The sequence below is a fragment of the Streptomyces boetiae genome, assembly GCF_031845405.1.
In the GTDB taxonomy this organism is placed as follows: Bacteria; Actinomycetota; Actinomycetes; order Streptomycetales; family Streptomycetaceae; genus Streptomyces; species Streptomyces boetiae.
Genome location: NZ_JAVREN010000007.1, coordinates 79,871 through 104,562, shown reverse-complemented (window position 1 = coordinate 104,562; position 24,692 = coordinate 79,871). Strand labels below are relative to the sequence as shown.

Genomic DNA, 24,692 nt, shown 5'->3' with positions numbered 1-24,692 from the left:
ACGGGGCGGCCACTCCTTCGAGTGAAGGTACGGCAAAAACGCCGGGAATCGAACGCACGTGCTATAGGGTGAATCTCCGGGCCCCGGGCACGCGGGGGACGCCTGTCAGTGGCCCCTCTTAGTCTTGGACGGGTCCCCCGCGCCCGGTGGGGGCCTGGGCTTCCCTCCGGAAGCTTTCACTCAGGAAGGGTGCCATCCCGCGTGGCCGACCGACTCATCGTTCGTGGCGCTCGCGAGCACAACCTGCGGAACGTCTCGCTCGACCTTCCGCGCGACTCGCTGATCGTCTTCACGGGGCTGTCCGGGTCGGGCAAGTCCTCGCTCGCCTTCGACACGATCTTCGCCGAGGGGCAGCGCCGCTACGTCGAGTCGCTGTCCGCGTACGCGCGGCAGTTCCTCGGGCAGATGGACAAGCCGGACGTGGACTTCATCGAGGGCCTGTCCCCCGCCGTGTCCATCGACCAGAAGTCCACCTCGCGCAACCCCCGCTCGACGGTCGGCACCATCACCGAGGTCTACGACTACCTGCGGCTGCTCTTCGCACGCATCGGCCGGCCGCACTGCCCGGAGTGCGGCCGGCCCATCGCCCGGCAGTCGCCCCAGGCCATCGTGGACAAGGTGCTGGCACTGGAGGAGGGCAGCCGCTTCCAGGTGCTCTCGCCGCTGGTGCGCGAGCGCAAGGGCGAGTTCGCCGACCTCTTCGCCGACCTCCAGACCAAGGGGTACAGCCGCGCCCGCGTGGACGGCGCCACGGTCCAGCTCGCCGACCCGCCGAAGCTGAAGAAGCAGGAGAAGCACACCATCGAGGTGGTCGTGGACCGCCTGACCGTCAAGGAGAGCGCCAAGCGGCGGCTCACCGACTCGGTGGAGACCGCGCTGGGCCTCTCGGGCGGCATGGTCGTGCTGGACTTCGTGGATCTCCCCCAGGACGATCCGCAGCGGGAGCGGATGTTCTCCGAGCACCTGTACTGCCCGTACGACGACCTGTCCTTCGAGGAGCTGGAGCCCCGCTCCTTCTCGTTCAACTCCCCCTTCGGCGCCTGCCCGGAGTGCACCGGCATCGGCACCCGGATGGAGGTGGACCCGGAGCTGATCATCCCCGACCCGGAGCGGACGCTGGAGGACGGCGCCATCCACCCCTGGTCGCACGGGCACACCAAGGGCTATTTCAACCTCCTGATCGGCGCTCTGGGCGACGCCCTCAGCTTCCGCACCGACGTGCCCTGGGAGGCCCTGCCCCAGCGGGCGAAGAAGGCCCTCCTCCATGGGCACAAGGCCAGGATCGAGGTCCGCTACGAGAACCGCCACGGCCAGGAGCGGGCGTACACCACGGCCTTCGAGGGCGTGGTTCCCTTCATCCGCCGGCGGCACGCGGAGGCCGAGACGGACTCCAGCCGCGAGCGCTTCGAGGGGTACATGCGCGAGGCCCCCTGCCCGGCCTGCCGGGGCTCGCGGCTTAAGCCGCTGGTGCTGGCGGTCACGGTGCAGGGCCGGTCGATCGCCGAGATCGCGGGGATGTCGATCAGCGAGTGCGCCGAGTTCCTGCGCGGGATGACGCTCACCGACCGGGAGAAGGCCATCGCCGAGCGCGTCCTGAAGGAGGTCAACGAGCGGCTGCGGTTCCTGGTCGACGTCGGCCTGGACTACCTCTCGCTCGACCGCGCCGCGGGCACCCTCTCCGGCGGCGAGGCCCAGCGCATCCGGCTGGCCACCCAGATCGGCTCCGGCCTGGTCGGCGTCCTCTACGTCCTGGACGAGCCCTCCATCGGCCTCCACCAGCGGGACAACCACCGGCTGATCGAGACTCTGGTGCGCCTGCGCGACCTGGGGAACACGCTGATCGTCGTGGAGCACGACGAGGACACCATCAAGACCTCGGACTGGGTGGTGGACATCGGCCCGGGCGCCGGGGAGCACGGCGGCCGGGTGGTGCACAGCGGCCCCCTCGCCGAGCTTCTGAAGAACAAGGACTCCCTCACCGGGCAGTACCTCTCGGGCGAGCGGTCCATCGCCACGCCCGCCGAGCGCCGCCCGGTGGACCACGACCGCCGGCTCACCGTCCACGGCGCGCGGGCGAACAACCTGCGCAACGTCGACGTCAGCTTCCCCATCGGGGTGCTGACCGCCGTCACCGGCGTCTCGGGCTCGGGGAAGTCCTCCCTGGTCAACGACATCCTCTACACCCACCTCGCCCGCGAGCTGAACGGCGCGAAGACCGTCCCCGGGCGGCACACCCGCGTCTCCGGCGACGACCTGGTGGACAAGGTGGTGCACGTCGACCAGTCCCCCATCGGCCGCACCCCCCGGTCGAACCCCGCCACCTACACCGGCGTCTTCGACCACGTCCGGCGCCTGTTCGCCGAGACCAGCGAGGCCAAGGTCCGCGGGTACCTGCCGGGCCGCTTCTCGTTCAACGTCAAGGGCGGGCGCTGCGAGAACTGCTCGGGCGACGGCACCATCAAGATCGAGATGAACTTCCTGCCCGACGTGTACGTCCCCTGCGAGGTCTGCCACGGCGCGCGGTACAACCGCGAGACGCTGGAGGTGCACTACAAGGGCAAGTCCATCGCCGAGGTGCTGGACATGCCCATCGAGGAGGCCCTCGGCTTCTTCGAGGCGGTGCCCGCCATCGCCCGGCACCTGCGGACGCTCCACGACGTCGGCCTGGGGTACGTCCGCCTGGGCCAGCCCGCGACCACCCTCTCCGGCGGCGAGGCGCAGCGGGTGAAGCTCGCCTCCGAGCTGCAGAAGCGCTCCACCGGCAGCACGGTGTACGTGCTGGACGAGCCGACCACCGGCCTGCACTTCGAGGACATCCGCCGCCTGATCGAGGTCCTCTCCGGCCTGGTCGACAAGGGAAACACCGTGATCGTCATCGAGCACAACCTCGATGTCATCAAGACGGCGGACTGGGTGGTGGACATGGGCCCCGAGGGCGGCAGCGGCGGCGGCACGGTCGTCGCCGAGGGCACCCCCGAGGAGGTCGCCGCCGTCCCGGCCAGCCACACCGGCAAGTTCCTGCGGGAGCTGCTGGGCGACCGCGTCAGCGACGCGTCGGCGCCTCGCCCGCGGGCGAGGAGGACGGCGGCGCGCAAGCGCTGAGCGACGGCCTGCCGCGCGCCGGGCGCGCGGCAGGCCCGCCCCCCCCGGGCGGCCTCAGCTCAGGCCGACCTCGCGCATCTGGCGCAGCTCCTTCTTCAGGTCGGAGACCTCGTCCCGCAGCCGGGCCGCGATCTCGAACTGCAGCTCGGCGGCGGCGGCCCGCATCCGCTCGGTGAGCTGCTCGATCGTCTCCGCCAGCTCGGCGGCGGGCCGGTCGGTCAGCTCCTTGGGCTTGGCCCGGCCCCCGCCGGCGGGGGCGGTGGGCACCGGGGCCTTGGGGCGGCGGGCCTCGCCCGCCTGCCGGTACCCCGTCTCCAGCAGCTCCCGGGTGTCGACGTCCTCGCGGGCGATGGCGGCGACGATGTCGTTGATCTTCTTGCGCAGCGGCTGCGGGTCGATGCCGCGGGCCTCGTTGTAGGCGATCTGGCGGGCGCGGCGGCGGTTGGTCTCCTCGATGGCGCGCTCCATCGCCGCGGTGACGCGGTCGGCGTACATGTGGACCTGGCCGGAGACGTTCCGCGCGGCGCGGCCGATGGTCTGGATCAGGGAGGTGCCGGAGCGCAGGAAGCCCTCCTTGTCCGCGTCGAGGATGGCGACCAGGGACACCTCGGGGAGGTCCAGGCCCTCCCGGAGGAGGTTGATGCCCACCAGGACGTCGAACTCTCCGGCCCGCAGCTCCCGCAGCAGCTCGACGCGGCGCAGGGTGTCCACGTCGCTGTGGAGGTACCGCACGCGGATGCCGAGCTCCAGGAAGTAGTCGGTGAGGTCCTCGGCCATCTTCTTGGTGAGGGTGGTGACCAGCACCCGCTCGTTCCGCTCGGCGCGCAGCCGGATCTCGTGCACCAGGTCGTCGATCTGCCCCTCGGTGGGCTTGACGACCACCTCGGGGTCGACCAGGCCGGTGGGGCGGATGATCTGCTCCACCACGCCGTCCCCGCGGGAGAGCTCGTAGGAGCCGGGCGTGGCCGAGAGGTAGACGGTCTGGCCGATCCGCTCCAGGAACTCCTCCCACTTCAGCGGCCGGTTGTCCACCGCGGAGGGCAGGCGGAAGCCGTGGTCGACCAGGGTCCGCTTCCGGGAGGCGTCGCCCTCGTACATCGCGCCGATCTGGGGGACGGTGTTGTGCGACTCGTCGATGACCAGCAGGAAGTCGTCGGGGAAGTAGTCGAGGAGGGTGTACGGCGGGCTGCCGGACTCGCGGCCGTCGATGTGGAGCGAGTAGTTCTCGATGCCGGAGCAGGTGCCGATCTGGCGCATCATCTCGATGTCGTAGGTGGTGCGCATCCGCAGCCGCTGGGCCTCCAGCAGCTTGCCCTGCCCCTCCAGCTCGGAGAGCCGCGCGGCCAGCTCGGCCTCGATGCCGGAGATGGCCCGCTCCATCCGCTCGGGGCCGGCGACGTAGTGCGTGGCCGGGAAGACGTAGAGGTGGCCGGGGTCGTCGATCACCTCGCCCGTGAGGGGGTGGAGGGTGGAGAGGGCCTCGATCTCGTCCCCGAACATCTCGATGCGGACGGCCAGCTCCTCGTACACCGGGAAGATCTCGATGGTGTCGCCCCGCACCCGGAAGGTGCCGCGGGTGAAGGCCAGGTCGTTGCGGGCGTACTGGATGTCGACGAAGCGGCGCAGCAGCGCGTCCCGGTCGATCTCCTGGCCGACGTGCAGCGGCACCATGCGGTCGACGTACTCCTGGGGGGTGCCCAGGCCGTAGATGCAGGAGACGGAGGCGACCACGACCACGTCGCGGCGGGTGAGCAGGGAGTTCGTCGCGCTGTGGCGCAGGCGCTCGACCTCCTCGTTGATCGAGGAGTCCTTCTCGATGTAGGTGTCCGTCTGCGGGACGTACGCCTCGGGCTGGTAGTAGTCGTAGTAGGACACGAAGTACTCGACGGCGTTGTTCGGCAGGAGCTCGCGGAACTCGTTGGCCAGCTGGGCGGCCAGCGTCTTGTTCGGCGCGATGACGAGGGTGGGGCGCTGCAGCCGCTCGATCATCCACGCCGTGGTCGCCGACTTGCCGGTGCCGGTCGCGCCGAGCAGCACCACGTCCTTCTCGCCCGCCCTGACGCGCTTCTCCAGCTCGTCGATGGCGGCGGGCTGGTCCCCGCCGGGCTGGTACGGGCTGACGACCTCGAAGGGCGCGGTCGTGCGTGTGATCTCTGAAACGGGCCGCATGGCATCCACCGTACGGCCCCCCACTGACAACCGGATGGCGGTGGCGGGCGGTCCCGTGCTGTTCAGCTCTCCGTCACCGTTCCCCTCCCCGCGAGTTTCCGGCGGGCGGGCAGCCTCCACCCCGTTGGCGTCACCGGATGCTAGGAGTCCCGCCATGCCCTTCTCCTCCCCCGCCGAGTGGGCCAGGTGGCTGCTCGGCCTCACGCTCGTCGCCCTGGGCCTGGCCCCCGCCGCCGGGCCGGGGGGCGTGGCCGAGGCCGCCGCGGCCCCGGGCGAGGAGCCGCTGATCGTGGCCCACCGCGGCGCCTCCGGCTATGCCCCCGAGAACACCCTGGCCGCCGCCGACGCGGCGGCGGGGCTGGGCGCGGTGTGGGTGGAGACCGACGTGCAGCGCACGGCGGACGGCGAGCTGGTCCTGGTGCACGACACCACGCTGGACCGCACCACGGACGTCGAGGAGCTGTTCCCCGACCGGGCCCCCTGGGATGTGGCGGACTTCGCCGCCGCCGAGATCGCGCGGCTGGACGCGGGCAGCTGGTTCGGGGAGGAGTTCGCCGGCGAGGGCGTTCCCACGCTGGCGGAGTTCGCCGGGCGGCTGGCGGCGAACGGCCAGCGGCTGCTGCTGGAGATCAAGTCTCCCGAGCTGTACCCGGGCATCGAGGAGGACATCCTGGAGGTGCTGGGCGAGGAGGGCTGGCTGGCCGAGCGGCACCCCGGGGAGCGCCTGGTGGTGCAGAGCTTCGACGCGGACTCGGTGCGCACCGTGCACGAGCTGGCGCCGCGGGTGGAGACCGGGTTCATCGGCACCCCGGCCGTGGCGGACGTTCCGGCGTACGCCGCGTTCGCGGACCAGATCAACCCCCGTCACCGGGACCTCACGGCCGACTACGTGGAGGCCCTGCAGGCGGTGGACGGGCCGCACGGCGACCCGGTCGAGGTGCACGCCTGGACGATCAACGACGAGGCGACGGCCCAGCGGGTCGCGGGCCTGGGCGTGGACGGCATCATCACGAACGTCCCGGACGTGGTGGCGCTGGCCCTGGCGGAGCTGCGCGAGGACTGAGCCGCGAGGACTGAGCGGGCGGCCCCCGGGAGCGGCCCCGCGGGGGCGCTGTCGGTGGGGCGGCCTAGGGTGCGGGGCATGAACCGTGCCGCCGAGAACGCCGCCGCCCCGGATGCCGCCCCCGACGCCTCCGCCGTCCGCGGCGAGGCGGTTGCGGCCGGGACGGCGGGCGGTGAACGGCCGTGGTCGTGGACCGTCCGGCCCTCCCCCATCGGCCCGCTCCTGCTGGCCGCCACCGGCGCCGGCCTGGTGCGGGTGGTCTTCCACGCGGATCAGCGGGGTCGGCGGCGCGCCCTGGGCGAGCTGGAGGCCCTGCTGGGTTCGGCGCCCTCCTCCGGCGGCGACCCGGTCCTGGACCGCGCCACGGCGCAGCTGGAGGCGTACTTCGCGGGCGGGCTGCGCGCCTTCCGGCTCCCGCTGGACTGGTCGCTGGCCTCGGGGTACGGGCGGCGGGCGCTGCGGGAGCTTGCGGCCTCGGTGCCCTTCGGCAGCGTGGTGACCTACGGGGAGCTGGCGGCCCGGGTGCGGGCCGCGGGCGGCGGGGGCCCGGCCTCCGCGGAGGCGGCGCGGGCGGTCGGGGCGGCGATGGGGGCGAATCCGCTGCCCGTGGTCGTTCCCTGCCACCGCGTGGTCGCCTCGGGCGGAGCCCTGGGCGGCTTCGGCGGGGGCCTGGAGACGAAGCGGGCCCTGCTGGCCCTGGAGGGGGTGCTGCCCGCTCCGCTCTTCTGAGGCTCGTCCCGGGGGCCGCGAGCGCTCCCGGGGCATAGGGGCCCCCGGAAGAGGGGAGCCCATGGACGAGAGGAAAGCGCGGCGGCCCGCCGCGCACTCGCGAGGAGTGCCGCGGGCGGGCCGCCGCGCTGACCGGCCGGGGCCGGGGGCCGGGGGTTCCGGCCGGGTGGTGCGTGACCTGCCGCCTCACACCTGGGCGTCGTGGTCGCGCAGGAACTTCATCGGGTCGATGGCCGAGCCGTAGTCCGGGGTGGTCCGGACCTCGAAGTGCAGGTGCGGGCCGGAGCTGTTGCCGGTGTTGCCGGAGAGGGCGATCTCCTGGCCGGCGGTGACCTTCTGGCCCACCTTGACGCCGACCTCGGACAGGTGCGCGTACTGGGTGTAGGTGCCGTTGCCGTGGTCGATCACGACCGCGTTGCCGTACGCGGGGCCGTCGCCGGCGCCGTTGCCGCCGGCCTTGACGACGGTGCCGCCGTGGACGGACTGGACCGGGGTGCCGGTCGGGACGGCGAAGTCCTGGCCGCTGTGCTTGGAGGCCCAGCGGTCACCGCTGTTCCCGTAGGTCGCGGACAGGGAGTAGTCGTCCGCTATGGGCGAGACCCAGTCGGTGGCCTTCTTCTCCGCCTTGTCCGCGGCGCCGGCCGCGGCCTGCTGGGCCTGGCCGCGCGTGGCATCGGCGGCCTCGCTGACCGTCTGCGCGGAGAAGACGTCGAGGTGCGCGTCCTCGGCCGCCACCGCCACACCCGTGAGGACCACGGACGCGGTCACACCGGCGGTCGCCAGGGCGGCGGCGCGGGAACGCAGTCGGAGGGTCGTGCGGACGCGGTTGATGGTGCTGTTCGGCATGGGGGGACTACCTCGCAGATTCGGGGAAATCCGGACGAAGTGGACCGGACACGTTCATTGATAACCGCCGGTTCGACCCCCGACAAGCACCCCTATTACGACCCTGCCCCGTAGCCGGAAACGGCGGAATAGGCCCCCTGAGCAAAGAGGGAAAGACGTCGCCGGGAGCCCCGGATCGGCCCCGACTGCCCACGCTCCGTGGATGAAACCCGCTCTGACCTGCATCTTCGATGCCGATGCCGAACGTCGGCGGTCAATCCCCACGAATTTCCCCGGCGCACGGGACGAAAGTCCCGGGCTTTCGTCTCCGTTCGCTACTAATCGCCCTCGTGGGACCCGGAAATGCTGTGTGGAGCGCCACAGAAGGGGCGCGGGATTCAGCGCTCGAACAGCTCGAAGGCAACGCACCGGCGCCCGCCGAAGCGCGCCGCGGCGGCCTCGGAGAGGGTGGTGTGCAGCTCCCTGGCGTAGTCCTCGGGGGCGTCGTCGCCCAGGGCGGAGAGGTAGGTGCGGTGCTCGGCGAGGGAGGCGATGGCGCGCCCGAAGGCGCGCTCGCCGATCTCCTGGGCGTGGGTGGCCCGCGGGGACCCGGCCACGGCCACCCAGCGGACCCCGCCCCAGGGCGTCAGCGTCCCGCCGGCCAGTTGCTCGGGGAAGATCCAGCGGTTCCCCGCGTCCCCGGCGGCCTCCAGCACGGCGCGGCCCACGGCGCGGTGGTCGGAGGTGTTCCACTGCCGCCCGGGGCCCCAGGTGTCGCGGTGGTTGAGGGTGATCAGCAGCTCGGGGCGGTGTGCGCGGATGGCGGCGGCCAGATCGCGGCGCAGCTCCAGGCCCTCCTCGATCACACCGTCCCGGTGACCGAGGAAGGACACGGAGTGCACGCCGACGACGGCGGCGCTCGCCCTCTGCTCGGCCTCCCGCACCCGGGCGCTCTCGGCGGGCGCGAGGGTGTCGATCCCGGCCTCGCCCCGGGTGACGAGGAGATACGCCACCTCCCGGCCGCCGTCCGTCCACTCCGCCACGGCCCCGGCGGCGCCGTACTCCAGGTCGTCGGGGTGGGCCGCGACGGCCAGGGCCCGCCGCCAGTCGGCGGGCATCGGGGCCAGGGGCGGCAGCGGCTCGGTCACGGCGACTCCTTCGTCTCGGCGTGCGGCCCCCCGCGCGGCTCGCGGGGGGGCCGCACGGAGCGGAATCACTCTAGGACAGGGCGCCCGCCAGACGGCGGCGGCAGCGCTCGGCCCGGCGGGCCAGGGCCTCCCAGGCGGGGCGCCCGGCGGCGGCGCCCTCGCGGCGGGCGGCCAGGGCCCGCTCGCACACGGCGAGGGCCGCCGCGTCGTCGCCCGCGCGCCGCTCGTAGTACAGGGAGAGGCGGCCGAGCAGGACGAGGTCCCGGGCGCCCCGGTCCACCGCCCAGTGCCACAGCCGCACGGCGTCCTCGGCGCGGCCCCGGCGTTCCCACTGCTGCCCGGCGTAGCGGGCGCCGCGGCCGAGGGCGGCGAGGTCGCCGGCGTCGGCCAGCGGGGGCAGGCGGGCGGCCAGCTCGTCCGGCTCGCCGGTGGCCGGGCCGTAGTGGGAGACGAGGGCGGCGCCGGCGCTGCCGGTGTCGCACAGCGCGACCGCGTCGCAGGACCAGCAGGCGCCGCAGCCGGGCAGGGCCGCGACGGCGGCGGCCTGCCCCGGGAACAGCTCCAGCAGGTGCGCCGGGGAGCGGCTGCCCCGGTCGAGCGTGGCCAGGTGCGTGACGATCTGGCCGATGTCCTCGCGCCCGGCCGCGCCCGCCGCCGCGTCGGCCAGGCGCAGGCGCAGGCCGGTGAGCAGGGCCTGACGGGCGGCGGCCGGCTGCGGCGGGCCGAAGACGGAGGTCTCGCCGCAGAGCATGCCGCCGAACCAGCCCCACAGGCGGCCGGCGTCCGCGCAGTCCTCGGCGCGCAGCGTCTCCAGGGCCCGCTGCCAGCCGGCGGTGCCCCCCTCCCATGCGGCGATGAGGCGGTGCGCGGCGCGGTGCTCCTGGGAGATGCCCGGCAGGCCGGCGTGGCAGCGGGCCCGCTTGCGCCGCTCCTCGCGGAGCACGTCGGCCGCGGGCGCGCTCAGCAGGGACAGCTCCGCCTGGCCCTCCTCGGCCGCGCGGCGCAGCAGCTCGGCCAGCAGCACGGCGGTGACCTCGGCGTCGGAGTCCGCGCGGTGGGCGCGGTGCGGTATGCCCAGGGCGGCGACGCAGGTGGTCAGCCGGTGGTTGTCCAGCTCCGGGAGGTAGCGGCGGGCCAGGCGCAGCGTGTCCACCGCGGTCTCGGGGAGCCGGCCGGTGCCCGCCCGCTCCAGCTCCATGGCCAGGAACCGCAGGTCGAAGCCGACGTTGTGGGCGACCAGGACGGCGCCTTCGAGGCGGCTCAGGATCTCGGGGACCAGCGCGGAGAAGGGCGGGGCGGCGGCGGCCTCGTCGTTGGTGATGCCGTGGATGTGGACGGGGCCGGTGTCACGGCCCGGGTCGACCAGGCTCGTCCAGCGGTCGGTGATCAGCCCGTCCTCGACGGTGACCAGGGCGAGGGAGACCATGCGGTCGCCGCTCTCGGGGCTGAAGCCGGTGGTCTCGCAGTCGAGGACGACGAAGCGTATGCCCTCGGCGGGCCCGGAGGGCGGGGCCTGGGCGGGGGTCGTGGAGGTCATGGGCCTCAGCGCCAGCCGTGCCGGAGCTGGAGGCGGTGCACGACGTGGCCGAAGCGGGCGCGGTCCAGGGCGCACGCCTCGCGGCGCATGCCGCCGGGGTGAACTCTCAGCACGCGGTCCAGCCGCACCCAGGAGTCGCGCCCGGAGCGGTCCCAGGGCCCGGAGCCCAGCGGGAGCCAGTCCTCGTCGTGGTCGCGCTCGCGGCTGGAGAGCTGGACGGCCAGCAGCGTGTCCGTCCGCGGGTCGCGGGCCACGACCAGGACGGGGCGGTCCTTGCCCCGGCCGTCGTTCTCCGCGTAGGGGACCCAGGTCCAGACTATCTCGCCCGGGTCCGGGTCGCCGTCCGGCTCGGGGGCGTACGCCGTGCGGACCGGCCCGACGGCGCGCGGGTCGACCTCGGTGGTGGCCGACGGGCCGCTGCGGCCTGGCACTTCGGCGCTCTCGGTGCGCTGCTGCTGATCCATGACCACCACGCTATCGCCGGGGGCTGACAGCGCGGCCGGGCCGGGCGGGCGCCGGGAGCCGTGGCGGGGACTGTCAGTGGCGGGGTTTAACGTTCGGGTCAACTGATCGCGGTCGTGGGGACCGTGCGGGGAGGAGCGAGCCGTGCCCGAGACCAGGACGTACCTGGAGCTGTCCGAAGACGGCGGAGGTGCGCACAAGTTCTACGAGGTGTTGGTGAACGGCACGGCGGTGACGGTCCGGTACGGCCGCATCGGGACGGAGGGGCAGGTGAAGACGACCTCCTTCCCGACCCCGGAGAAGGCACAGGCCGCCGCCGCGCGGAAGATCGGCGAGAAGGTGCGCAAGGGATACGCCCCGGCCGTGCAGGGGCAGCGCGCCGCCCGCGCGGTGACGCGCCGTCAGGTGACCTCGGCGCCGTCCACGGCCCGCGCGGTGGCGCCGGTGCTGTGGCGGTTCCGCACGGGGGCGTCGGCCTTCGGCATCCACATCGACGAGGACCGCTGCTGGGTGGGCAATCAGTCGGGCGACGTCTACACGGTCTCGCACGGCGGCGAGGTCCTGGCCCGGTACCGGCTGCCCGACGGCGTCAAGTGCCTGGTGGCGGACGACTTCTGGATCTACGCCGGCTGCGACGACGGCACGGTCTACGACCTCAGCAGCAAACTTCCCTTCGCCGCCTACGAGATCGCCTCGGACGTCGACATCTTCTGGCTGGACATCCGCGAGGGCGTGCTGCACGTGGCCGACCGCAACGGCGGCCTGACCGTGATCGACCACGAGGACGAGTTCCAGTGGGCGCGGCGCAGCAAGGGCGACCACGCGTGGATGGTGCGGCGCGACGCCCGCGCGGTGTACCACGGGCACGGCGGCGGCGTGACGGCCTACGCCCCGGACGGCGGGGGCGAGATCTGGCACACGGAGACCCGGGGCTCGGTGCTCTTCGGCTGGCAGGAGGCCGAGGACGTGTACGCCGGCACCGACCGGCGGGTGGTGCAGCGGCTGTCGAAGGACACGGGCCTGGTGGCCGCCACCTACGCCTGCGACTCGGTGGTGTACTCCTGCGCGGCCTCCCCCGGCGGCGCGTACGTCTTCGCGGGCGACGCCGCCTCGTCGGTGTACTGCTTCGGCCGGGACGGGACGCGGCTGTGGAAGCTGTCCACGGGCGGCGGCTCGGCTCTGTCCATGCAGTACCTGGACGAGAAGCTGTACCTGGTCACCACGGACGGTTCGCTGGTGTGCGTGGACGCGAGCGAGGCGGCCATCGCGGCGGCCCGGGCGGGTTCGGTACCGCAGGCGGTGGACGTGAAGTCCGCGGCGGCGCTGCCGACGTACACGCCCGCGGAGGCGGTGCAGACGGTCAGCGCGGTGCCCAGCGGCGGCGTGGTGGTGGAGTGCTTCTCGCAGGGCTCGCGCCTGCGGATGCGGATCGTCAGCGAGGGCTTCGACCCGGCGTGGAACGTCCAGTTCCCCCGGCACATCCGGCAGGCGGGCGCCCGGTACGTGGTGGACGCGGTGCACGCCGCGCCCGGCGGCTTCTACCGGGTCCGCGGCGAGATACGCCGCCTGGTCTGAGGCGCCCGCCCGGCCCCCGGCGCGGGCGGCGGGCGCCCCGGCCCGGTCAGAACCCGGCGGCCCGCAGGGTGCGTTCGCGGACGGTGTCCAGGAAGCCGGGGACCTCCTCCATGGAGGTCCCGGTGCACTGGACGATCAGGTCCATCACGTCCCCGGCGGACAGGGCCCCGACCACGGGGTGCACGTGGGCGAGGCCGATCCGCTCCTCCATACGCTTCAGCACGTGGATGGCGAGGTTGAGTTCGGGCACGCGGCTGGTGTGCCCGAAGTCGAGGTTCCGCTTGATGACCCACATCTCGGGGATGATCTGGCCGAAGACGATGACGTGCGCGAGGGCGAACATGGAGCGCGCGCACTGGCGGGCGCTCTCCTCGCTCTCGTCCTGGAGGACGCGCACCGCCTCCTCGTCCTCGGCCAGATGGGCCTTGATCAGCGCCACGGCGTGCAGCACCTCCTCCTTGGAGTACGGCCTCACCGCTTCGTCGTCGTCCATCCGCACCACCCCTCATCACTGTGCGCCTGCGTGCGAACACCCAGTGTCGCAGCTTCCCCGCGAAGCCGGGCCGCCCGACCGGAGACCACCCGTCCGGGTAAGTGATTCCGGTCACAGGCCTCCCGACCAGGCGGGCCGGGAGGGGTCGTTGACGCGGACGACGACGTCCGCGGCCTCGGCGGGGGCGACTTCGGCCTCGTACCGGGCGTAGGCCGGCAGCGTCCAGCGCTCGTCCTCGGGGGTGGCGCGGGCGAGGGCGGGCGGGGTGAGGGCGAGGTGGACGGTGAGGTCGGCGGGGAACCAGTGGCCGAGCAGGAAGGCGCCGTGGAGCAGCAGCACGCCGCCGGGCGGGAGGGAGGTGTAGGGGCTGCGGGTGGCCCGGTCGCGCTCGGGGTCCCACAGGTCGGGCAGCACCCGGCCGGAGCCGCCCGGGTCGAGCGGGGTGATCACCTCGCGCCACAGGGCGCCGGTGTCCAGCCGGCGTTCGTAGTAGGACCCGGGGTCGCGGCGGCCGAACTCGTAGCGCAGGGAGGCGGCGCGCAGGAAGCCGGCGGTGGCGACGGTCAGCGCGGGCCGCCCGCGCAGGCGCAGGGCTTCCGCGAGGCTGTCGGCCAGCCGCTGGGGGCGGGCGGCGGGGGCGCCGTCGAGGAGCACGCGCTGCCAGGCGTCGGCGGGTGCGGCGGCCAGGCGATCGGCCAGGGCGGCGGTGAGCCGCTCCCAGGTGACGGGCCGGAAGCCGGGGCCGCCGGACGGGTTCGGCGGCACGGCGTCCTCCGGTGCGGTCGCGGGGTGGTCACGGTCGGGCCGCCCGCCGGCGAAGGGCCGCGGGCCGCTCGATGCTACGCGGGCGGCCCGGGGCGGGGGAAACGGCCGCGCGCCGGGGCCCGCCGAGCCTGGGTCCGGCAGGACCAGTCAACGGCCGGGCGCACCGCCGATAATGAAGCCATGTCTGAGCTGGGTGACTTCCTGCGCAGCCGGCGCGCGGCGGTGCGGCCGGAGGACTTCGGGATGCCCACCGGGTCGGCCCGCCGCAGAGTGCCGGGCCTGCGGCGGGAAGAGCTGGCGCTGCTGGCCGGGATCAGCAGCGACTACTACATCCGGCTGGAGCAGGGCCGCACGCGGAACGTCTCGGACGCCGTGCTGGACGCGGTGGCCGACGCGCTCCAGCTCGGGGAGGACGAGCGGACCTACCTGCGCAACCTGGCCCGCCCGGCGCAGGGCCGCAGGCGCGCGGCCCGCCCGCAGCGGGTCCGCCCCGGGCTGCTGCGGCTGCTGGAGTCGCTGCACGACGTGCCGGCCTTCGTGATGGGCCGGCGCATGGACGTGCTGGCGTGGAACGCCCTGGCCTCCGTGGCCGTGGCCGACTTCGGGGCCCTGGCCCCGCGGGACCGCAACGTCGCCAAGCACGTCTTCCTCTTCGAGGGCCCGGACCGGTACGTGGAGTTCGAGAAGATCGCCAAGGAGTGCGTGGGCCACCTCCGCGCCTACGCCGGACGGCACCCGGGCGAGCCGGAGATGGCCAGCCTGATCGGGGAGCTGTCCCTGGGCAGCGAGGTCTTCCGCCGCCTGTGGGCCGGGCACACGGTGCAGGAGAAGACCCACGGCACCAAGCTGATGCGCCACCCGGCGGTAGGCGAGTACACGATGGCGTACGAGACGCTGCCGCTGCCCGACGACCCCGACCAGGCCCTGGTGACGTACACCGTGGCGGCCGGCTCGGAGTCGGAGACCTCGCTGCGGCTGCTGGCCGGCTGGACCGCGGGCGCCTCGCGGCCCGCCGCGCCCGGCCGCCCCGCCCCCGCCCCGGCGACGGCGCCGGGGCAGCAGCCCCGCTGAGCGGGCCCCAGGACCGGGGAGGGAGAAAAGGGGGGAACGGCCCCGGGCGCCGCCGCCTCGGCGCCCGGGGCCGTCGCACGCCCCGGCGGGCTCAGTCCGCCGCGGCGGCCACCGGCACGGGCCGGCGGTCGCGCAGCACGTCGCTCAGCGGGCGGGCGTTGAGCGTCCTGGACCAGCGGATGAGCGAGGAGCCGATCGCCATGCCGCCGCCGAAGCCGACCATCAGCACCATGTCGCCCTCGGCCAGCGACCCGCCGCGGTGCACGTGGTCCAGGGTGATCGGCACCGACGCGGACCCGGTGTTGGCGTAGCGCTCCACGGTGAGGTGGAACTCCGCGTTGGGCAGCCCCAGTTCGGGCCACACCTCGGCCAGCATCACGCCGTTGGCCTGGTGCGGCACGAAGTGGCGCACCTCCTCGGGCCGCACGCCCGCGGAGTCGAGCAGGGCGTGGACGGCGGCCGGGAGGTTCTCCTGCACGAAGGCGCGCACGCCCCGGCCGTCCATCCGGAAGTAGTGCGAGCCGCTGGCAACGGTCTGCGCCGAGGCGGGCATCCGGCTCCCGCCGGCCGGCACGCCGATGAGGCCGTGCTGGTCGCCCCGGCTGACCAGGCTGGTGGACAGCAGCCCCTGGCTGGCCGGGGTCCGCCCGAGCACCGCGGCCCCCGCCCCGTCCCCGAACAGCACGGCCGTCTTGCGGTCCGAGTAGTCGAGGATGCGCGAGTAGATGTCGGCCCCGATGACGAGGGCGTAGCGCCCCTCGGGCTCGGGGCGCAGCATCCGCTCCGCGACGGAGAGCGCGTAGACGAAGCCGCTGCACACGGCGTTGACGTCGAACGCCGCGGCGTTGACGGCGCCGATCAGGTGCTGGACGAAGCTGGCGGTCGGCGGCTGGGGCCGGTCCGGCGTGGAGGTGGACAGGACGATGTACGCCACCTCCTCGGCCCGGATGCCGGCCTGGTCCAGCGCGCGCTGGGCGGCGACGGCGGCCAGGTCGGACGTCGCCTGATGACCCTCGGCCCGGCGGCGTTCGCGGATGCCCGTCTTGCGGGTGATCCACTCGGCCGTGACGCCGGCGCCTTCGGCGATCTCCTCGTTGCTGACGACCACGCTCGGCAGGAAGGAGCCGGTGCCGAGGATGCCTATCGGGTTCATACCTTCTCCAGTTCTCCTGGCTGGCCGACCGCCATCCGCCGCCAGCCCCGGCGGTCGGCGTGCGCGGTCAGTTCCGGGTCGTCGCCGACGACCACCGGGTGGCCGACGGCGTCGAGCAGGTCGAGGTCGCTGATGTGGTCCCCGTACGCGGTGCTGTCGCCGAGGTCGGCGCCGCGCACGGCGGCCACCGCGTGCGCCACACGGCCCTTGGCGGCGCCGATGACCGGCAGGAGCACGGAGCCGGTCAGGACGCCCCGGTGGATCAGCGGGCGGGTGCCGATGGCCCAGGTGGCGTTGGTGGCCGCGGCGATGGGCTCCAGGCAGGCGAAGAACGAGCCGGAGATGAGGACCACCGGCTGTCCCAGGGCGGCGTGCCCGGCCAGCGCCCGGCGCACCTCGGGGTGGTAGAGCCCGCCCGGCTCGGCCTCCTCACGGTCGTACCACTCCCAGCCCGCGGCGGCGAGCCGCGTCGCCTCCTCCCCGGCGAAAAAGCGGTAGTAGGCGCGGTTGACCTCGCTGCGCGGGTTGCCGACCGCGGCCATGGCCTTCAGCTCGCCGGCCAGCCGGTCGTAGGTGCTGTCGGGCTCCCCGCGCCGGGCGAGGTAGAACCGCAGGAAACGGAACATGCTCTTGACCCTGATCAGGGTCTCGTCGACGTCGGAGAACACCACCGGGCGCGCGGCCGGCGCGGCGTCCTGGAGATCGGTCGTCACGGCGTGTGCCTTCCCCTCGAAGTCCGTGTGCCTTCCCCGCGAGGTCACGGGGCGGTGATCCGCGTCAGGGTGAAGTCGAAGACGCACAGCACCTGGTCGTTCTGCTTGGCGGTCACCCGCACGGGCACCTGCTCCAGGGGCGCGCCGGGCTTCTCGTCCTCCAGCTCCAGGAGGCCGCCCTGCGTGTAGTAGACGCCGGGGTCGGACGGGGCCAGCTGCACCCGGTCGCCGGCCTGGGAGGTGAGGACCGCCTCGTCCTCCAGCTCGCCGAAGCGCTCGAAGCGCACGTGGACGTCCGTGGCCAGCACCTTGCTGGTGGACATCCCGCGCACCTCCAGCGCGGTGAACAGAGCGAGCTGGCGGGCGCCCTCGGCGATGACCATGCCGGGCAGGTGGTCCTGCGGGTGGTCGAACATGCTCGGGTGGTCCATGGGCACCCGCAGCAGGGCGCGGCCGAGGTTTTCCCGGGTGCTGGCGTTCACCAGGACGACGTTGTCCGGGGAGGAACGGCCCACCAGGTAGGGCGCCACCGGGGTGCCGGCGGTCAGCGGCGGGTGGGTGGCCGAGGAGGGCAGGGCCACGCCGTCGCGGTGGCTCAGGCGCAGCGTCAGGTAGCTGGTCGGCGAGCGGAAGCGCAGGCCGGTCTCGGCCCAGCCGATGTGCTGGCCGCCGACGGACAGCTCGACCTCGTAGTCGAGGCCGGTGACGCGGCCCTCGCGCTCCTTGCGGTTGACGATCTGGACGTGCATCGCCATGGGGAACGGCGTCGGGCCGACGGCCACCCGCTGCGGGTGGGCCAGGTGCAGCCGCAGGTGGGTGAGGATGAACTTGTGGTCCTCGGGGACCCCGTAGAAGCGGTGCGCGCCCCCGATCGCGGCCTGGCGCACGGCCTCCAGGATCAGCAGCGGGTCGTGGTGGCCGGGCCGCAGCAGGTGGTCCCCGTAGTAGGCGTGCGAACGCGGCAGCTGCGCGGCGGCGGCGTAGTTCTTCTCGTCCAGGGAGCGCAGGTCGGTGAGGAACACCTCGCCGAGCGCGTCACGGTGGACCAGCAGACGGTCGACGGTCTGGCTGTAACCGAGCTCGGCACGCGGCGCGTTGACGTTCGCGTTCGCGGGTGCGTCCTGCCGGGTGGAGGGCGCTGAGGTCATGGAAGAACTCCTTGGGCATCGGTCGGATGGTCGTGCGAGAAGGACAGGTGCTCGGCGGGACCGCCCCGGCGTGCGCCGGGTGTGACGGAGGGCCCCGCCGGGCCGCGGTCGTCGCTGACCGGGATGGCGATCCTGGCGCTGACCTGGTCCCCCGCCGGGCCGGGCGCGCTGGTGCCGAGGGGGCCCGAGGCGAGGCCGGCCGACGTTCCGGCCGCCGTCTCCTCGTTCATCGACGTCTCCCTACCCTCAGGCTCCGAATTGCCATATGATTCCTGACAACCATAAGAGATCTGATTCGCCATCGTCAATGAGTTGTGAAAGGCAGGGAGTCAGAGAGTCATGGGTACGCACAGCGACACCGCCGCCGAGGGCGGCACGCGGCAGCAGGGCCCGGACGACGCCTACGACGTCCTCGTGGTCGGCGGCGGCCCGACGGGGATGATGCTGGGCTGCGAACTGCTGCGCCGCGGCATCCGGGTCAGGATCATCGACCGGGCGCCCGAGCCCTCCCCCTTCCCCAAGGCCCTGCTGGTGTGGCCCCGGAGCATGGACCTCTTCCAGGACCTGGGCATCCTCGGGGAGCTGCGCAAGGCGGGCCTGGACATCAACGCCTTCAGCTACTTCTCCGACCGGCAGCACCTGGCCACCTTCGACTTCCCCGAGCCGCTGGTCCCCGTCTGCCTGCCCCAGAACGAGACCGAGCGGATCCTGCGCACCCGCCTGGCCGAGCTGGGCGGCACCGTCGAACGCGGCGTGCGGCTGCTGACGTTCGACCGCATGGACTACTCGGGCAGCATCGACCGCACGGACGGCGTCACCGCCGTGCTGGAGCACGCCGACGGCCGCATCGAACGCGCCCACGCGCCGTTCGTGGCCGGGACCGACGGCGCCGGCAGCGCCGTGCGCGCCCAGCTCGGCACCGGATTCAGCGGCAGCACCTACGAGACCGCCTTCGCGCTCGTGGACTGCCACATCGACGGCGAACTCCCCGTGGACCAGGCGCTGTACTACCAGTCACCGGCCGGGGCGCTGGTGATCGTGGCGCTGCCGGACAACGTCTTCCGGTTCTTCTGCTCCCTGCCCCCCGGCGAGTCGGTGAGCATGGAGAAGATGCAGCGCGTGGTGGACGAGCGCGGCCCGCGCGGTGTGCGGCTGAAGGACCCGGTGTGGGAGAGCGTCTTCCGCGTCCACGCCCGCCACGCCAACGACTTCCAGCTGGGCCGGGTCTTCATCGCGGGCGACGCCGCCCACGTGCACAGCCCCGCCGGCGGCCAGGGCCTGAACACCGGCCTGCAGGACGCCCACAACCTCGCCTGGAAGCTGGCCGCCGTCATCCGCGGCGAGGCGCCCTCCGACCTGCTGCTGAGCTACGGCCCCGAGCGCTCGGCCGTCGCCAAGCGCGTGGTGCGCGACACCGACATCCAGACCCGCGCCTGGATGGTCAAGCGCCCCGGCGAGGTCGTCGTGCGCAACGCCGCCTTCCAGCTCGCGGAGCGCGCCGGCTTCGCCCGCTTCTACGCCCCCGTCATGGCCGGCCGCCGGATCGCCTACCCGGTGGTCCGCGACACCCAGCGCCCCGGCGGGCGCACCGCCTGCCGCCTGCTGGGCCGGCTGCCAGGACGCCTCCAGATCGGCGCCGTCTTCCCGCGCGAACTCGCCGTCCCCCACGGCATCGCCGGGCCCGACGCCGACCCCGGCCGCTGGACCCTGGCGGCCGTGGACCGCGGCCCTGCCTCCTCCTGGCGCAAGGCCCTGGAGACGGTGGCCGGCGACTACCCGCAGGTCCGGCTCACGGGCCTGGCCGCCGCGCCCACCCGCCGGCTCACCGGCTGCGCCCGCGAGGGCTACTACCTCATCCGCCCCGACGGGCACATAGCCGCCCACGGGCACCTCGGGGACCTGCCGCGGCTGCGCAAGGAGCTGACCACGGTGCTCGGCGAGCCCCGCCCGCTGGCCAACCCCGCGGCCGGCCCCTCGTCCACCCCCGAGGCCGGGCCCCTGGCCGCCTGAGCCGGGCCCGGCCCCGCGGGCCGGTGCGGCGGGCCCCCTCCCCCCGGCTCCGCCCGCCGCACCGGCACCACGGGACAACGCGGCCCTGCGGAGCGCCCGGGGCGTTCCGCAGGGCCGCGGAAACGGGCGGCGGGCGGCGCCCGCAAGGACGCCGCCCGCCTGTCCGTCACTCCGGCCGGGGCGAGGCTCGCCCCGGCCCCGTCACCTCAGTCCCGGTAACGCCTCAAGGCCCGGCAGTTGGTCCACGGCGACCACCTCGAAGGCGTCCGATTCCTCCTCGGCCACCCCCTCCAGCGCCAGATGCCCGGAGAGCACCTGATGCCGTATCCAGTCGCGCGTGTAGTCGTCGTCCGGAACGCCCTCGGCGAGCCGCACCCGAAGCTGCAGCTGCTCCGCCCCCGCGTCGGTCCGGCTCACCGCGACCTGCGCCGCGGCCACCTCGCCGATCTGGATGGCCAGGCCCACCAGTTCGTCGGGCCGGATGGGGCGGCCCTGAACCGTGACGGAGGACTCCAGCCGGCCCAGCACCCGGATGGTGCGGCCCGGACGCCCGCAGGCGCAGGGCGCCAGCACCCCGCGGTCCCCGATGACGTAGCGGATCAGCGGCGGCGCCCGGTGCACCCCGGTCGTGGTGACCAGGATGCGGTCCCCGTCGATCTCCGCGTGCTGGTGCGGCAGCAGGTGGAAGACGTCCTCGGCGCAGCCCGGTCCACGGTGACCGACCATCCACGCCTCGGCGGAGCCGTAGAGCTGCCAGACCTGGACGCCCGGGAGCCGCTGGCTGATCAGCCGCTCCGGGGTGGGGTCGTGGAAGGGCCCGCCGATCAGCAGCTTGCGCAGCCAGCGGGGCCCGAGCCCGGACTCACAGAGCACCAGGAGCCGTTGCAGTGTGTCGGGCGGCGCCGCGATCGCGGTGACGCCCTGATTCCCCAGAAAGGCCAGCCACCGTTCGAGCTGGCTGTCCGGCACGCCCCCGACGGGCAGCACGGTGGCCCCCGAGCGCGTCGCCAGGCGGTTGTAGAAGGACTGGGCCGGCCACAGCCGGTCCCCGGGGAACAGGTTGGCCAGCACGTCCCCCTGGTCGAGCGGGCTCCAACTGCCGTGCACCTCCCCGACGTACATGTCCTCGGGCAGCAGACTCATCTTGGGTTCCGCGAGCGTGCCGCCCCCCGCGTAGATCACGGAACCGCCTTCCTGGCTTCCGGCGCGCAGCACTTCACTGGTGGCGACGGACAGCTCGGCCTGCGTAAGAACCGGCAGGCTGTGCAGCGCTAAGGGCCGCTTGGAGTTCAACCACGTCAGATACTTCCGGTACAGGGACGGAATCCGTCTGACACCGCGGAGCATCGACTGGACGTGAGTGGGTGAGACCTCCTCCTGGCTCTTGGCACTGGGCGCCGGCTGTGTCGAGAACGACATGTTCTGTGTGCCTCCCCCGCAGAAGGTTGGCGTGGAGCGGTCAGGTTCTCCACGCCTGAAAAACATACCTTCCGGATGAGTGATTTTCGCAGGGCGCCTGCCGGGATTTTTGCCAGAGAGGCCAGAACTCGCCTGTGGCGTCGGTCACATGGGAAGAATGTTACCGATGGGACAGCTCGTTACCGGCGCGCAACAGCCCCAGAAGAAGCTCCACATCTGCCTCGGGTACATGCTTTTCGGCCGCATCCGCCGCCGGACCCGCACACGGGTCCGGCGCCCCGGAGGCGGTGGCCATCGGCAGGCACGCGACGCGGTCCGCCAGACAGGAGGCGACCAGCGACTTCTCCCGCTGGGCCCGGCGCACCATACCGCGCAGGCCGGCGCGCATCGACTCCAGAAGTGCGCCTTCGCGCATCCCTCCCGCAACGTTCCCGTCATATGCCCCCTCACGCTCCATCAGCAGCCGCAGGGCCGCTCGCATCCGCACATCCCCCGAGAGCCGGTGGGCACCCTGCGTAGTCGCCAGCCGCAGTCCCCCGAACGCGGAGCCCCGCTCCTCCGCCGCCCGGGAGGCCGATCCCACCCCCCGCACCCCCGCGGAAAAACCGCGCACGAGGTCTGCTGCCAACGCCTCTTTCGACCCGAAGTGCGCGCAGAGCGCACCCTTTGACATCCCCACGCGCTCCGCGGCGCCGCCCCGCGTGGCACCCTCGTAACCATGCCGGATGAACCCCTCGGCCGCGGCCTCCAGCAGCGACGCCCGGGGGCGGCGGGCCCGTTCCCGCCTGCGGGCTTCAGTTCCCGCCGAACGATCGGGGCTCGGAATTACATACCATCCAGCGGGAATGTTATCGCCGCCGCACCGCCCCCGCGACTTCGGGGCGGGTGGGGCGGCAGGCGCCAGGGGGGCGGTCAGGTATGACACATTTCGAATAAGGCGTTGCACGAAGTATTCACATCGGGCTCACAGTGGGCGCAGAATTGAACCGTCAACGACCGCTGAGTGCCCGTCACTTCCCCCCTGTCGGTCGCCTCCCGTCCGATCCACTCGCATACCCGTCGGAAGGTCAGCACTCCCGTGACGACTCAGCAGCGCCTCCGCGCACGACCCAAGCAGGAGCGGGCGGTACGCACCCGCGCCGAGATCCTGCGCGCCGCGGGCGAGTTGTTCGCCCAGCACGGGTACCACGCCACCTCGGTCCAGGACGTGGCCGACCGGACCGGCATGACCAAGGGGGCGGTCTACTTCCACTTCTCCTCCAAGGAGGAGCTGGCCCTGGCCCTGGCCACGGCCCACAGCGCGAGCCTGCCACCGCTGATCCGGGAGGTGCAGGCCAAGGGGCTGGACGCCCTGCACACCGCCGAGGAGATCCTGAACCGGGCCTGCGTCTCCCTGCAGAACGACCCGGTCACCCGGGCCGTCGCGCAGCTCCAGTTCGAGCGGCCGGCGATCCCCGGCCTGCCCCTGCCCCACGCCGAGTGGACGAAGCTCCTGGCGGCCCTGCTGACGCTCGCGAAGTTCAACGGCGAGCTGCGGGAGGGAGTCGACCCGGAGGCGGCGGCCCGCGCGCTCGTGGCGGCGCTCCTGGGCATCCAGCACCTGGTGGCCACCGGCTCCGGCCCGGCCGACCTCTTCACCCGCTGGTGCGAGATCCGCGACCTGCTCTTCCAGGCCCTGCACGCCGGCTGAAGGGCCGCGCCGCCCCCCGCGCGACCCCGCGCCGCGGGCGGCCCCCCGAGGGCGCACGGAACGCGCGGGCCCCGGCGGCCCGGCCGCGGGGGACGCGGCGGGGACACCCGCGGGGGACTCAGTCCTCCCGCTCCAGCAGCGTCTCGCCCAGCAGCAGCGTGTCCTCGTCGCTGAACCACCCCAGGGCCTGGTAACCCGAGTCGTCGACGAGGGAGATGTAGTCCCGCTCGACCGTCCAGTCGCCCTGGAAGGCGTCCTCCTGGCCGTTCATGTCCTCGGAGTACCGGCCGTCCTCGGTCAGCTCCAGCACCAGCGTGCCGTCGTCGGTGACCCACCGGCCCGCGCGCTCGGGGTCCGGATCGCCCGACCCCACGGGCGGCGGCGTGCCCTCGGGCGTCGGCAGCTCCTGCCCCTGCCCCTCCTCGCCGCCCGAGGAATCGTCACTGCTGCACGCGACGGTGGCCAGCGCGACCATCGCGATGATCGGGACGAGACGGGCTATAGCTCTCACAATTCACTTCCCGGGCTCTGTTGGTGCGGCACATGACACCGGGTGGGCGCGCGCAGCCCCGGGCCGCCGGTCCCCTGGGCGGCACGCGGTGCGTCCGGTCCGGAAAATGTACCGTCCAGTAGCCCGGAAAGCAGCAGGCGGGCACCGGCAACGCAAAGCCCCCCGGCCGCGCCAGGGGGTCCTCCCGCCGCACGCCCGCCGCGGGCGCTCACCCGGCGGCGGCGCTCGGCTCCCCGCCGAGAGCGGACATGCAGCGCTCGAGCTGCGCCAGGAACTGCTCGGTCTCGTCCGGCGCGAAGGCGTCCGTCAGCCGCTGCTCGACCTCGGTGACGGCCTCGTCGGCGCGGTTGAGCAGCGTCCGCCCGGCGCGGGTGAGCCGGGTCTCCAGGATGTGGCTGTGCACCGGGTGGTTGCGCCGCTCGACCAGCCCGCGGCCCTCCAGGGTCGCCAGCACCGAGGACATGGTCTGCGGGGTGACCATGCACCGGCGCGCCAGCGCCGCGCCGGAGAGCCCGGCCTCCTGCGACAGCACGAGCAGCACCGTGTACTGCGGCACGTTGATCTTGAACGGCCGCAGTACGGACTGCTTCGACGAAACCAGCTGCTGCTCGACCCTCTTGATGTAGTGACCGATACGCTGGTTCACAGGGAGTGGCATGCTGACCTCGCTACTGCACGTATATGACCCCGCTACAATCCCGCACTCCCCAAGATACTTTAATCCGCAATCGGCGGGGACCGGCCGCGGGCTGAGCGGCTACCAGGAAGCTTACGTTCCGTGTCCGCCAGGGGAAGAGGCGGGGCGGAACCGGACCGCTCCCTTCCGGTCTACCTTCCCCGGAGTTCACCTCCTCTCACCCCTTCCGGCCCCGGCGCCACCGGCCCGCGGGCCGGTTCCGGGCCCCGCCGCGGCCTCGTGTACGGCCCGCCCGCGGTGCGTGCGAACGCAAACCGGAGCGGGGAGCCGCCACCCCTGGCGTTGACGCTCCGCAGCGCACGCGAGCCCCCGGCGGGCGCCTTCCCGAGGGGGACGCGCAGAGCGCCGGATTCACGCCGTTCCCTCCCGACAGGTCATCCTTTTCGTACATTTCTCCCGAGATCCCTGCCCG

At 73.4% G+C, this 24,692-nt stretch carries 22 protein-coding genes and 1 pseudogene; 7 read left to right on the top strand and 16 right to left on the bottom strand.

The window, feature by feature from the left end:
* Nucleotides 1-201 precede the first annotated feature (201 nt).
* The gene (gene uvrA / locus RM780_RS07000) at nucleotides 202-3,102 is read left to right on the top strand and encodes an excinuclease ABC subunit UvrA (protein ID WP_311629644.1); all 2,901 of its coding nucleotides are present in this window, start codon (nucleotides 202-204) and stop codon (nucleotides 3,100-3,102) included.
* Nucleotides 3,103-3,156: 54 nt separating this feature from the next.
* On the opposite strand, the gene uvrB is transcribed toward uvrA, so the two are convergent.
* A complete protein-coding gene (gene uvrB, locus RM780_RS06995) occupies nucleotides 3,157-5,271 on the bottom strand; it encodes an excinuclease ABC subunit UvrB (protein ID WP_311629643.1) in 2,115 nt (704 codons plus the stop codon).
* Between the two features lie 154 nt (nucleotides 5,272-5,425).
* Between uvrB and RM780_RS06990 the strand changes: the two genes are divergently transcribed.
* Both RM780_RS06990 and RM780_RS06985 read left to right on the top strand, forming a co-directional pair.
* Nucleotides 5,426-6,334: a glycerophosphodiester phosphodiesterase gene (locus RM780_RS06990; RefSeq protein WP_311629642.1), complete on the top strand. Its 909-nt coding sequence runs from the start codon at nucleotides 5,426-5,428 to the stop codon at nucleotides 6,332-6,334.
* 78 nt (nucleotides 6,335-6,412) lie between these two features.
* A complete protein-coding gene (locus tag RM780_RS06985; RefSeq protein ID WP_311629641.1) occupies nucleotides 6,413-7,063 on the top strand; it encodes a methylated-DNA--[protein]-cysteine S-methyltransferase in 651 nt (216 codons plus the stop codon).
* A 186-nt stretch (nucleotides 7,064-7,249) separates the two neighbouring features.
* Here RM780_RS06985 and RM780_RS06980 read toward each other — a convergent pair whose 3' ends face one another.
* From RM780_RS06980 to RM780_RS06965, 4 genes are all read right to left on the bottom strand, one after another.
* Nucleotides 7,250-7,909 (bottom strand): M23 family metallopeptidase, encoded by a 660-nt coding sequence (locus RM780_RS06980; protein ID WP_311629640.1) that lies wholly within the window; start codon nucleotides 7,907-7,909, stop codon nucleotides 7,250-7,252.
* 377 nt (nucleotides 7,910-8,286) lie between these two features.
* Complete coding sequence (locus tag RM780_RS06975) at nucleotides 8,287-9,006, bottom strand: PIG-L deacetylase family protein (protein ID WP_311629727.1); 720 nt, start codon at nucleotides 9,004-9,006, stop codon at nucleotides 8,287-8,289.
* A gap of 100 nt (nucleotides 9,007-9,106) precedes the next feature.
* Complete coding sequence (locus RM780_RS06970) at nucleotides 9,107-10,573, bottom strand: 3'-5' exonuclease (RefSeq protein WP_311629639.1); 1,467 nt, start codon at nucleotides 10,571-10,573, stop codon at nucleotides 9,107-9,109.
* 5 nt (nucleotides 10,574-10,578) lie between these two features.
* On the bottom strand, nucleotides 10,579-11,037 hold the full coding sequence (locus tag RM780_RS06965) for a type II toxin-antitoxin system PemK/MazF family toxin (protein WP_311629638.1): 459 nt from the start codon (nucleotides 11,035-11,037) through the stop codon (nucleotides 10,579-10,581).
* A gap of 142 nt (nucleotides 11,038-11,179) precedes the next feature.
* Here RM780_RS06965 and RM780_RS06960 point away from each other — a divergent pair, with 142 nt between their 5' ends.
* The gene (locus RM780_RS06960) at nucleotides 11,180-12,610 is read left to right on the top strand and encodes a WGR domain-containing protein (protein WP_311629637.1); all 1,431 of its coding nucleotides are present in this window, start codon (nucleotides 11,180-11,182) and stop codon (nucleotides 12,608-12,610) included.
* Between the two features lie 46 nt (nucleotides 12,611-12,656).
* Here RM780_RS06960 and RM780_RS06955 read toward each other — a convergent pair whose 3' ends face one another.
* Together RM780_RS06955 and RM780_RS06950 are read right to left on the bottom strand one after the other, a co-directional pair.
* A complete protein-coding gene (locus tag RM780_RS06955) occupies nucleotides 12,657-13,103 on the bottom strand; it encodes a DUF6224 family protein (RefSeq protein ID WP_311629636.1) in 447 nt (148 codons plus the stop codon).
* Nucleotides 13,104-13,214: 111 nt separating this feature from the next.
* Nucleotides 13,215-13,868, bottom strand: coding sequence for a nucleoside/nucleotide kinase family protein (locus RM780_RS06950; RefSeq protein WP_311629635.1), 654 nt, complete (start codon nucleotides 13,866-13,868; stop codon nucleotides 13,215-13,217).
* 180 nt (nucleotides 13,869-14,048) lie between these two features.
* Between RM780_RS06950 and RM780_RS06945 the strand changes: the two genes are divergently transcribed.
* Nucleotides 14,049-14,939 carry a helix-turn-helix domain-containing protein gene (locus RM780_RS06945; protein WP_311629634.1) on the top strand — a complete coding sequence of 297 codons (891 nt, stop codon included), beginning with the start codon at nucleotides 14,049-14,051 and terminating at the stop codon, nucleotides 14,937-14,939.
* A 91-nt stretch (nucleotides 14,940-15,030) separates the two neighbouring features.
* On the opposite strand, the gene RM780_RS06940 is transcribed toward RM780_RS06945, so the two are convergent.
* From RM780_RS06940 to RM780_RS06925, 4 genes are read right to left on the bottom strand one after another with little or no spacing between them, the layout of a single operon-like run.
* Nucleotides 15,031-16,092, bottom strand: coding sequence for a 3-oxoacyl-ACP synthase III family protein (locus tag RM780_RS06940; protein WP_311629633.1), 1,062 nt, complete (start codon nucleotides 16,090-16,092; stop codon nucleotides 15,031-15,033).
* Nucleotides 16,089-16,805 (bottom strand): HAD family hydrolase, encoded by a 717-nt coding sequence (locus tag RM780_RS06935; protein ID WP_311629632.1) that lies wholly within the window; start codon nucleotides 16,803-16,805, stop codon nucleotides 16,089-16,091. Before RM780_RS06935 ends, RM780_RS06940 begins: the two co-directional genes overlap by 4 nt.
* Before the next feature lie 44 nt (nucleotides 16,806-16,849).
* The gene (locus tag RM780_RS06930; RefSeq protein WP_311629631.1) at nucleotides 16,850-17,953 is read right to left on the bottom strand and encodes a ScbA/BarX family gamma-butyrolactone biosynthesis protein; all 1,104 of its coding nucleotides are present in this window, start codon (nucleotides 17,951-17,953) and stop codon (nucleotides 16,850-16,852) included.
* Entirely contained in the window at nucleotides 17,950-18,183 is a 234-nt protein-coding gene (locus RM780_RS06925; protein WP_311629630.1) for a hypothetical protein, read from the bottom strand. The genes RM780_RS06930 and RM780_RS06925 overlap by 4 nt, the downstream gene beginning before the upstream one ends.
* A gap of 109 nt (nucleotides 18,184-18,292) precedes the next feature.
* Here RM780_RS06925 and RM780_RS06920 point away from each other — a divergent pair, with 109 nt between their 5' ends.
* Nucleotides 18,293-19,963: an FAD-dependent monooxygenase gene (locus RM780_RS06920; protein WP_311629629.1), complete on the top strand. Its 1,671-nt coding sequence runs from the start codon at nucleotides 18,293-18,295 to the stop codon at nucleotides 19,961-19,963.
* Nucleotides 19,964-20,164: 201 nt separating this feature from the next.
* Here RM780_RS06920 and RM780_RS06915 read toward each other — a convergent pair whose 3' ends face one another.
* The 3 genes and pseudogenes from RM780_RS06915 to RM780_RS27810 form a co-directional block, all read right to left on the bottom strand.
* Nucleotides 20,165-21,106: a phenylacetate--CoA ligase family protein gene (locus RM780_RS06915; RefSeq protein WP_311629628.1), complete on the bottom strand. Its 942-nt coding sequence runs from the start codon at nucleotides 21,104-21,106 to the stop codon at nucleotides 20,165-20,167.
* A gap of 436 nt (nucleotides 21,107-21,542) precedes the next feature.
* Nucleotides 21,543-21,863 carry a hypothetical protein gene (locus RM780_RS06910; protein WP_311629627.1) on the bottom strand — a complete coding sequence of 107 codons (321 nt, stop codon included), beginning with the start codon at nucleotides 21,861-21,863 and terminating at the stop codon, nucleotides 21,543-21,545.
* Between the two features lie 150 nt (nucleotides 21,864-22,013).
* Nucleotides 22,014-22,307 (bottom strand): annotated as a pseudogene (locus RM780_RS27810) (TetR family transcriptional regulator); the annotation flags it as partial.
* Nucleotides 22,308-22,460: 153 nt separating this feature from the next.
* On the opposite strand from RM780_RS27810, the gene RM780_RS06905 reads away from it, so the two are divergent.
* Nucleotides 22,461-23,072: a ScbR family autoregulator-binding transcription factor gene (locus RM780_RS06905; protein ID WP_311629626.1), complete on the top strand. Its 612-nt coding sequence runs from the start codon at nucleotides 22,461-22,463 to the stop codon at nucleotides 23,070-23,072.
* A gap of 118 nt (nucleotides 23,073-23,190) precedes the next feature.
* Here RM780_RS06905 and RM780_RS06900 read toward each other — a convergent pair whose 3' ends face one another.
* Nucleotides 23,191-23,583 (bottom strand): Atu4866 domain-containing protein, encoded by a 393-nt coding sequence (locus tag RM780_RS06900; protein ID WP_311629625.1) that lies wholly within the window; start codon nucleotides 23,581-23,583, stop codon nucleotides 23,191-23,193.
* A 208-nt stretch (nucleotides 23,584-23,791) separates the two neighbouring features.
* On the bottom strand, nucleotides 23,792-24,241 hold the full coding sequence (locus tag RM780_RS06895) for a MarR family winged helix-turn-helix transcriptional regulator (protein WP_311629624.1): 450 nt from the start codon (nucleotides 24,239-24,241) through the stop codon (nucleotides 23,792-23,794).
* Between the last annotated feature and the right edge of the window lie 451 nt (nucleotides 24,242-24,692).

Coding starts and splice junctions, on each gene's coding strand:
- RM780_RS06985 (WP_311629641.1), top strand. CDS start 6,413: ATGAACCGTGCCGCCGAGAACGCCGCCGCCCCGGATGCCGCCCCCGAC.
- RM780_RS06945 (WP_311629634.1), top strand. CDS start 14,049: ATGTCTGAGCTGGGTGACTTCCTGCGCAGCCGGCGCGCGGCGGTGCGG.
- RM780_RS06980 (WP_311629640.1), bottom strand. CDS start 7,909: ATGCCGAACAGCACCATCAACCGCGTCCGCACGACCCTCCGACTGCGT.
- RM780_RS06910 (WP_311629627.1), bottom strand. CDS start 21,863: ATGCGAGCGGCCCTGCGGCTGCTGATGGAGCGTGAGGGGGCATATGAC.
- RM780_RS06990 (WP_311629642.1), top strand. CDS start 5,426: ATGCCCTTCTCCTCCCCCGCCGAGTGGGCCAGGTGGCTGCTCGGCCTC.
- RM780_RS06895 (WP_311629624.1), bottom strand. CDS start 24,241: ATGCCACTCCCTGTGAACCAGCGTATCGGTCACTACATCAAGAGGGTC.
- RM780_RS06955 (WP_311629636.1), bottom strand. CDS start 13,103: ATGGACGACGACGAAGCGGTGAGGCCGTACTCCAAGGAGGAGGTGCTG.
- uvrB (WP_311629643.1), bottom strand. CDS start 5,271: ATGCGGCCCGTTTCAGAGATCACACGCACGACCGCGCCCTTCGAGGTC.
- RM780_RS06975 (WP_311629727.1), bottom strand. CDS start 9,006: ATGCCCGCCGACTGGCGGCGGGCCCTGGCCGTCGCGGCCCACCCCGAC.
- RM780_RS06930 (WP_311629631.1), bottom strand. CDS start 17,953: ATGACCTCAGCGCCCTCCACCCGGCAGGACGCACCCGCGAACGCGAAC.
- RM780_RS06915 (WP_311629628.1), bottom strand. CDS start 21,106: ATGAGTCTGCTGCCCGAGGACATGTACGTCGGGGAGGTGCACGGCAGT.
- RM780_RS06920 (WP_311629629.1), top strand. CDS start 18,293: ATGGGTACGCACAGCGACACCGCCGCCGAGGGCGGCACGCGGCAGCAG.
- RM780_RS06940 (WP_311629633.1), bottom strand. CDS start 16,092: ATGAACCCGATAGGCATCCTCGGCACCGGCTCCTTCCTGCCGAGCGTG.
- RM780_RS06925 (WP_311629630.1), bottom strand. CDS start 18,183: ATGAACGAGGAGACGGCGGCCGGAACGTCGGCCGGCCTCGCCTCGGGC.
- RM780_RS06965 (WP_311629638.1), bottom strand. CDS start 11,037: ATGGATCAGCAGCAGCGCACCGAGAGCGCCGAAGTGCCAGGCCGCAGC.
- RM780_RS06970 (WP_311629639.1), bottom strand. CDS start 10,573: ATGACCTCCACGACCCCCGCCCAGGCCCCGCCCTCCGGGCCCGCCGAG.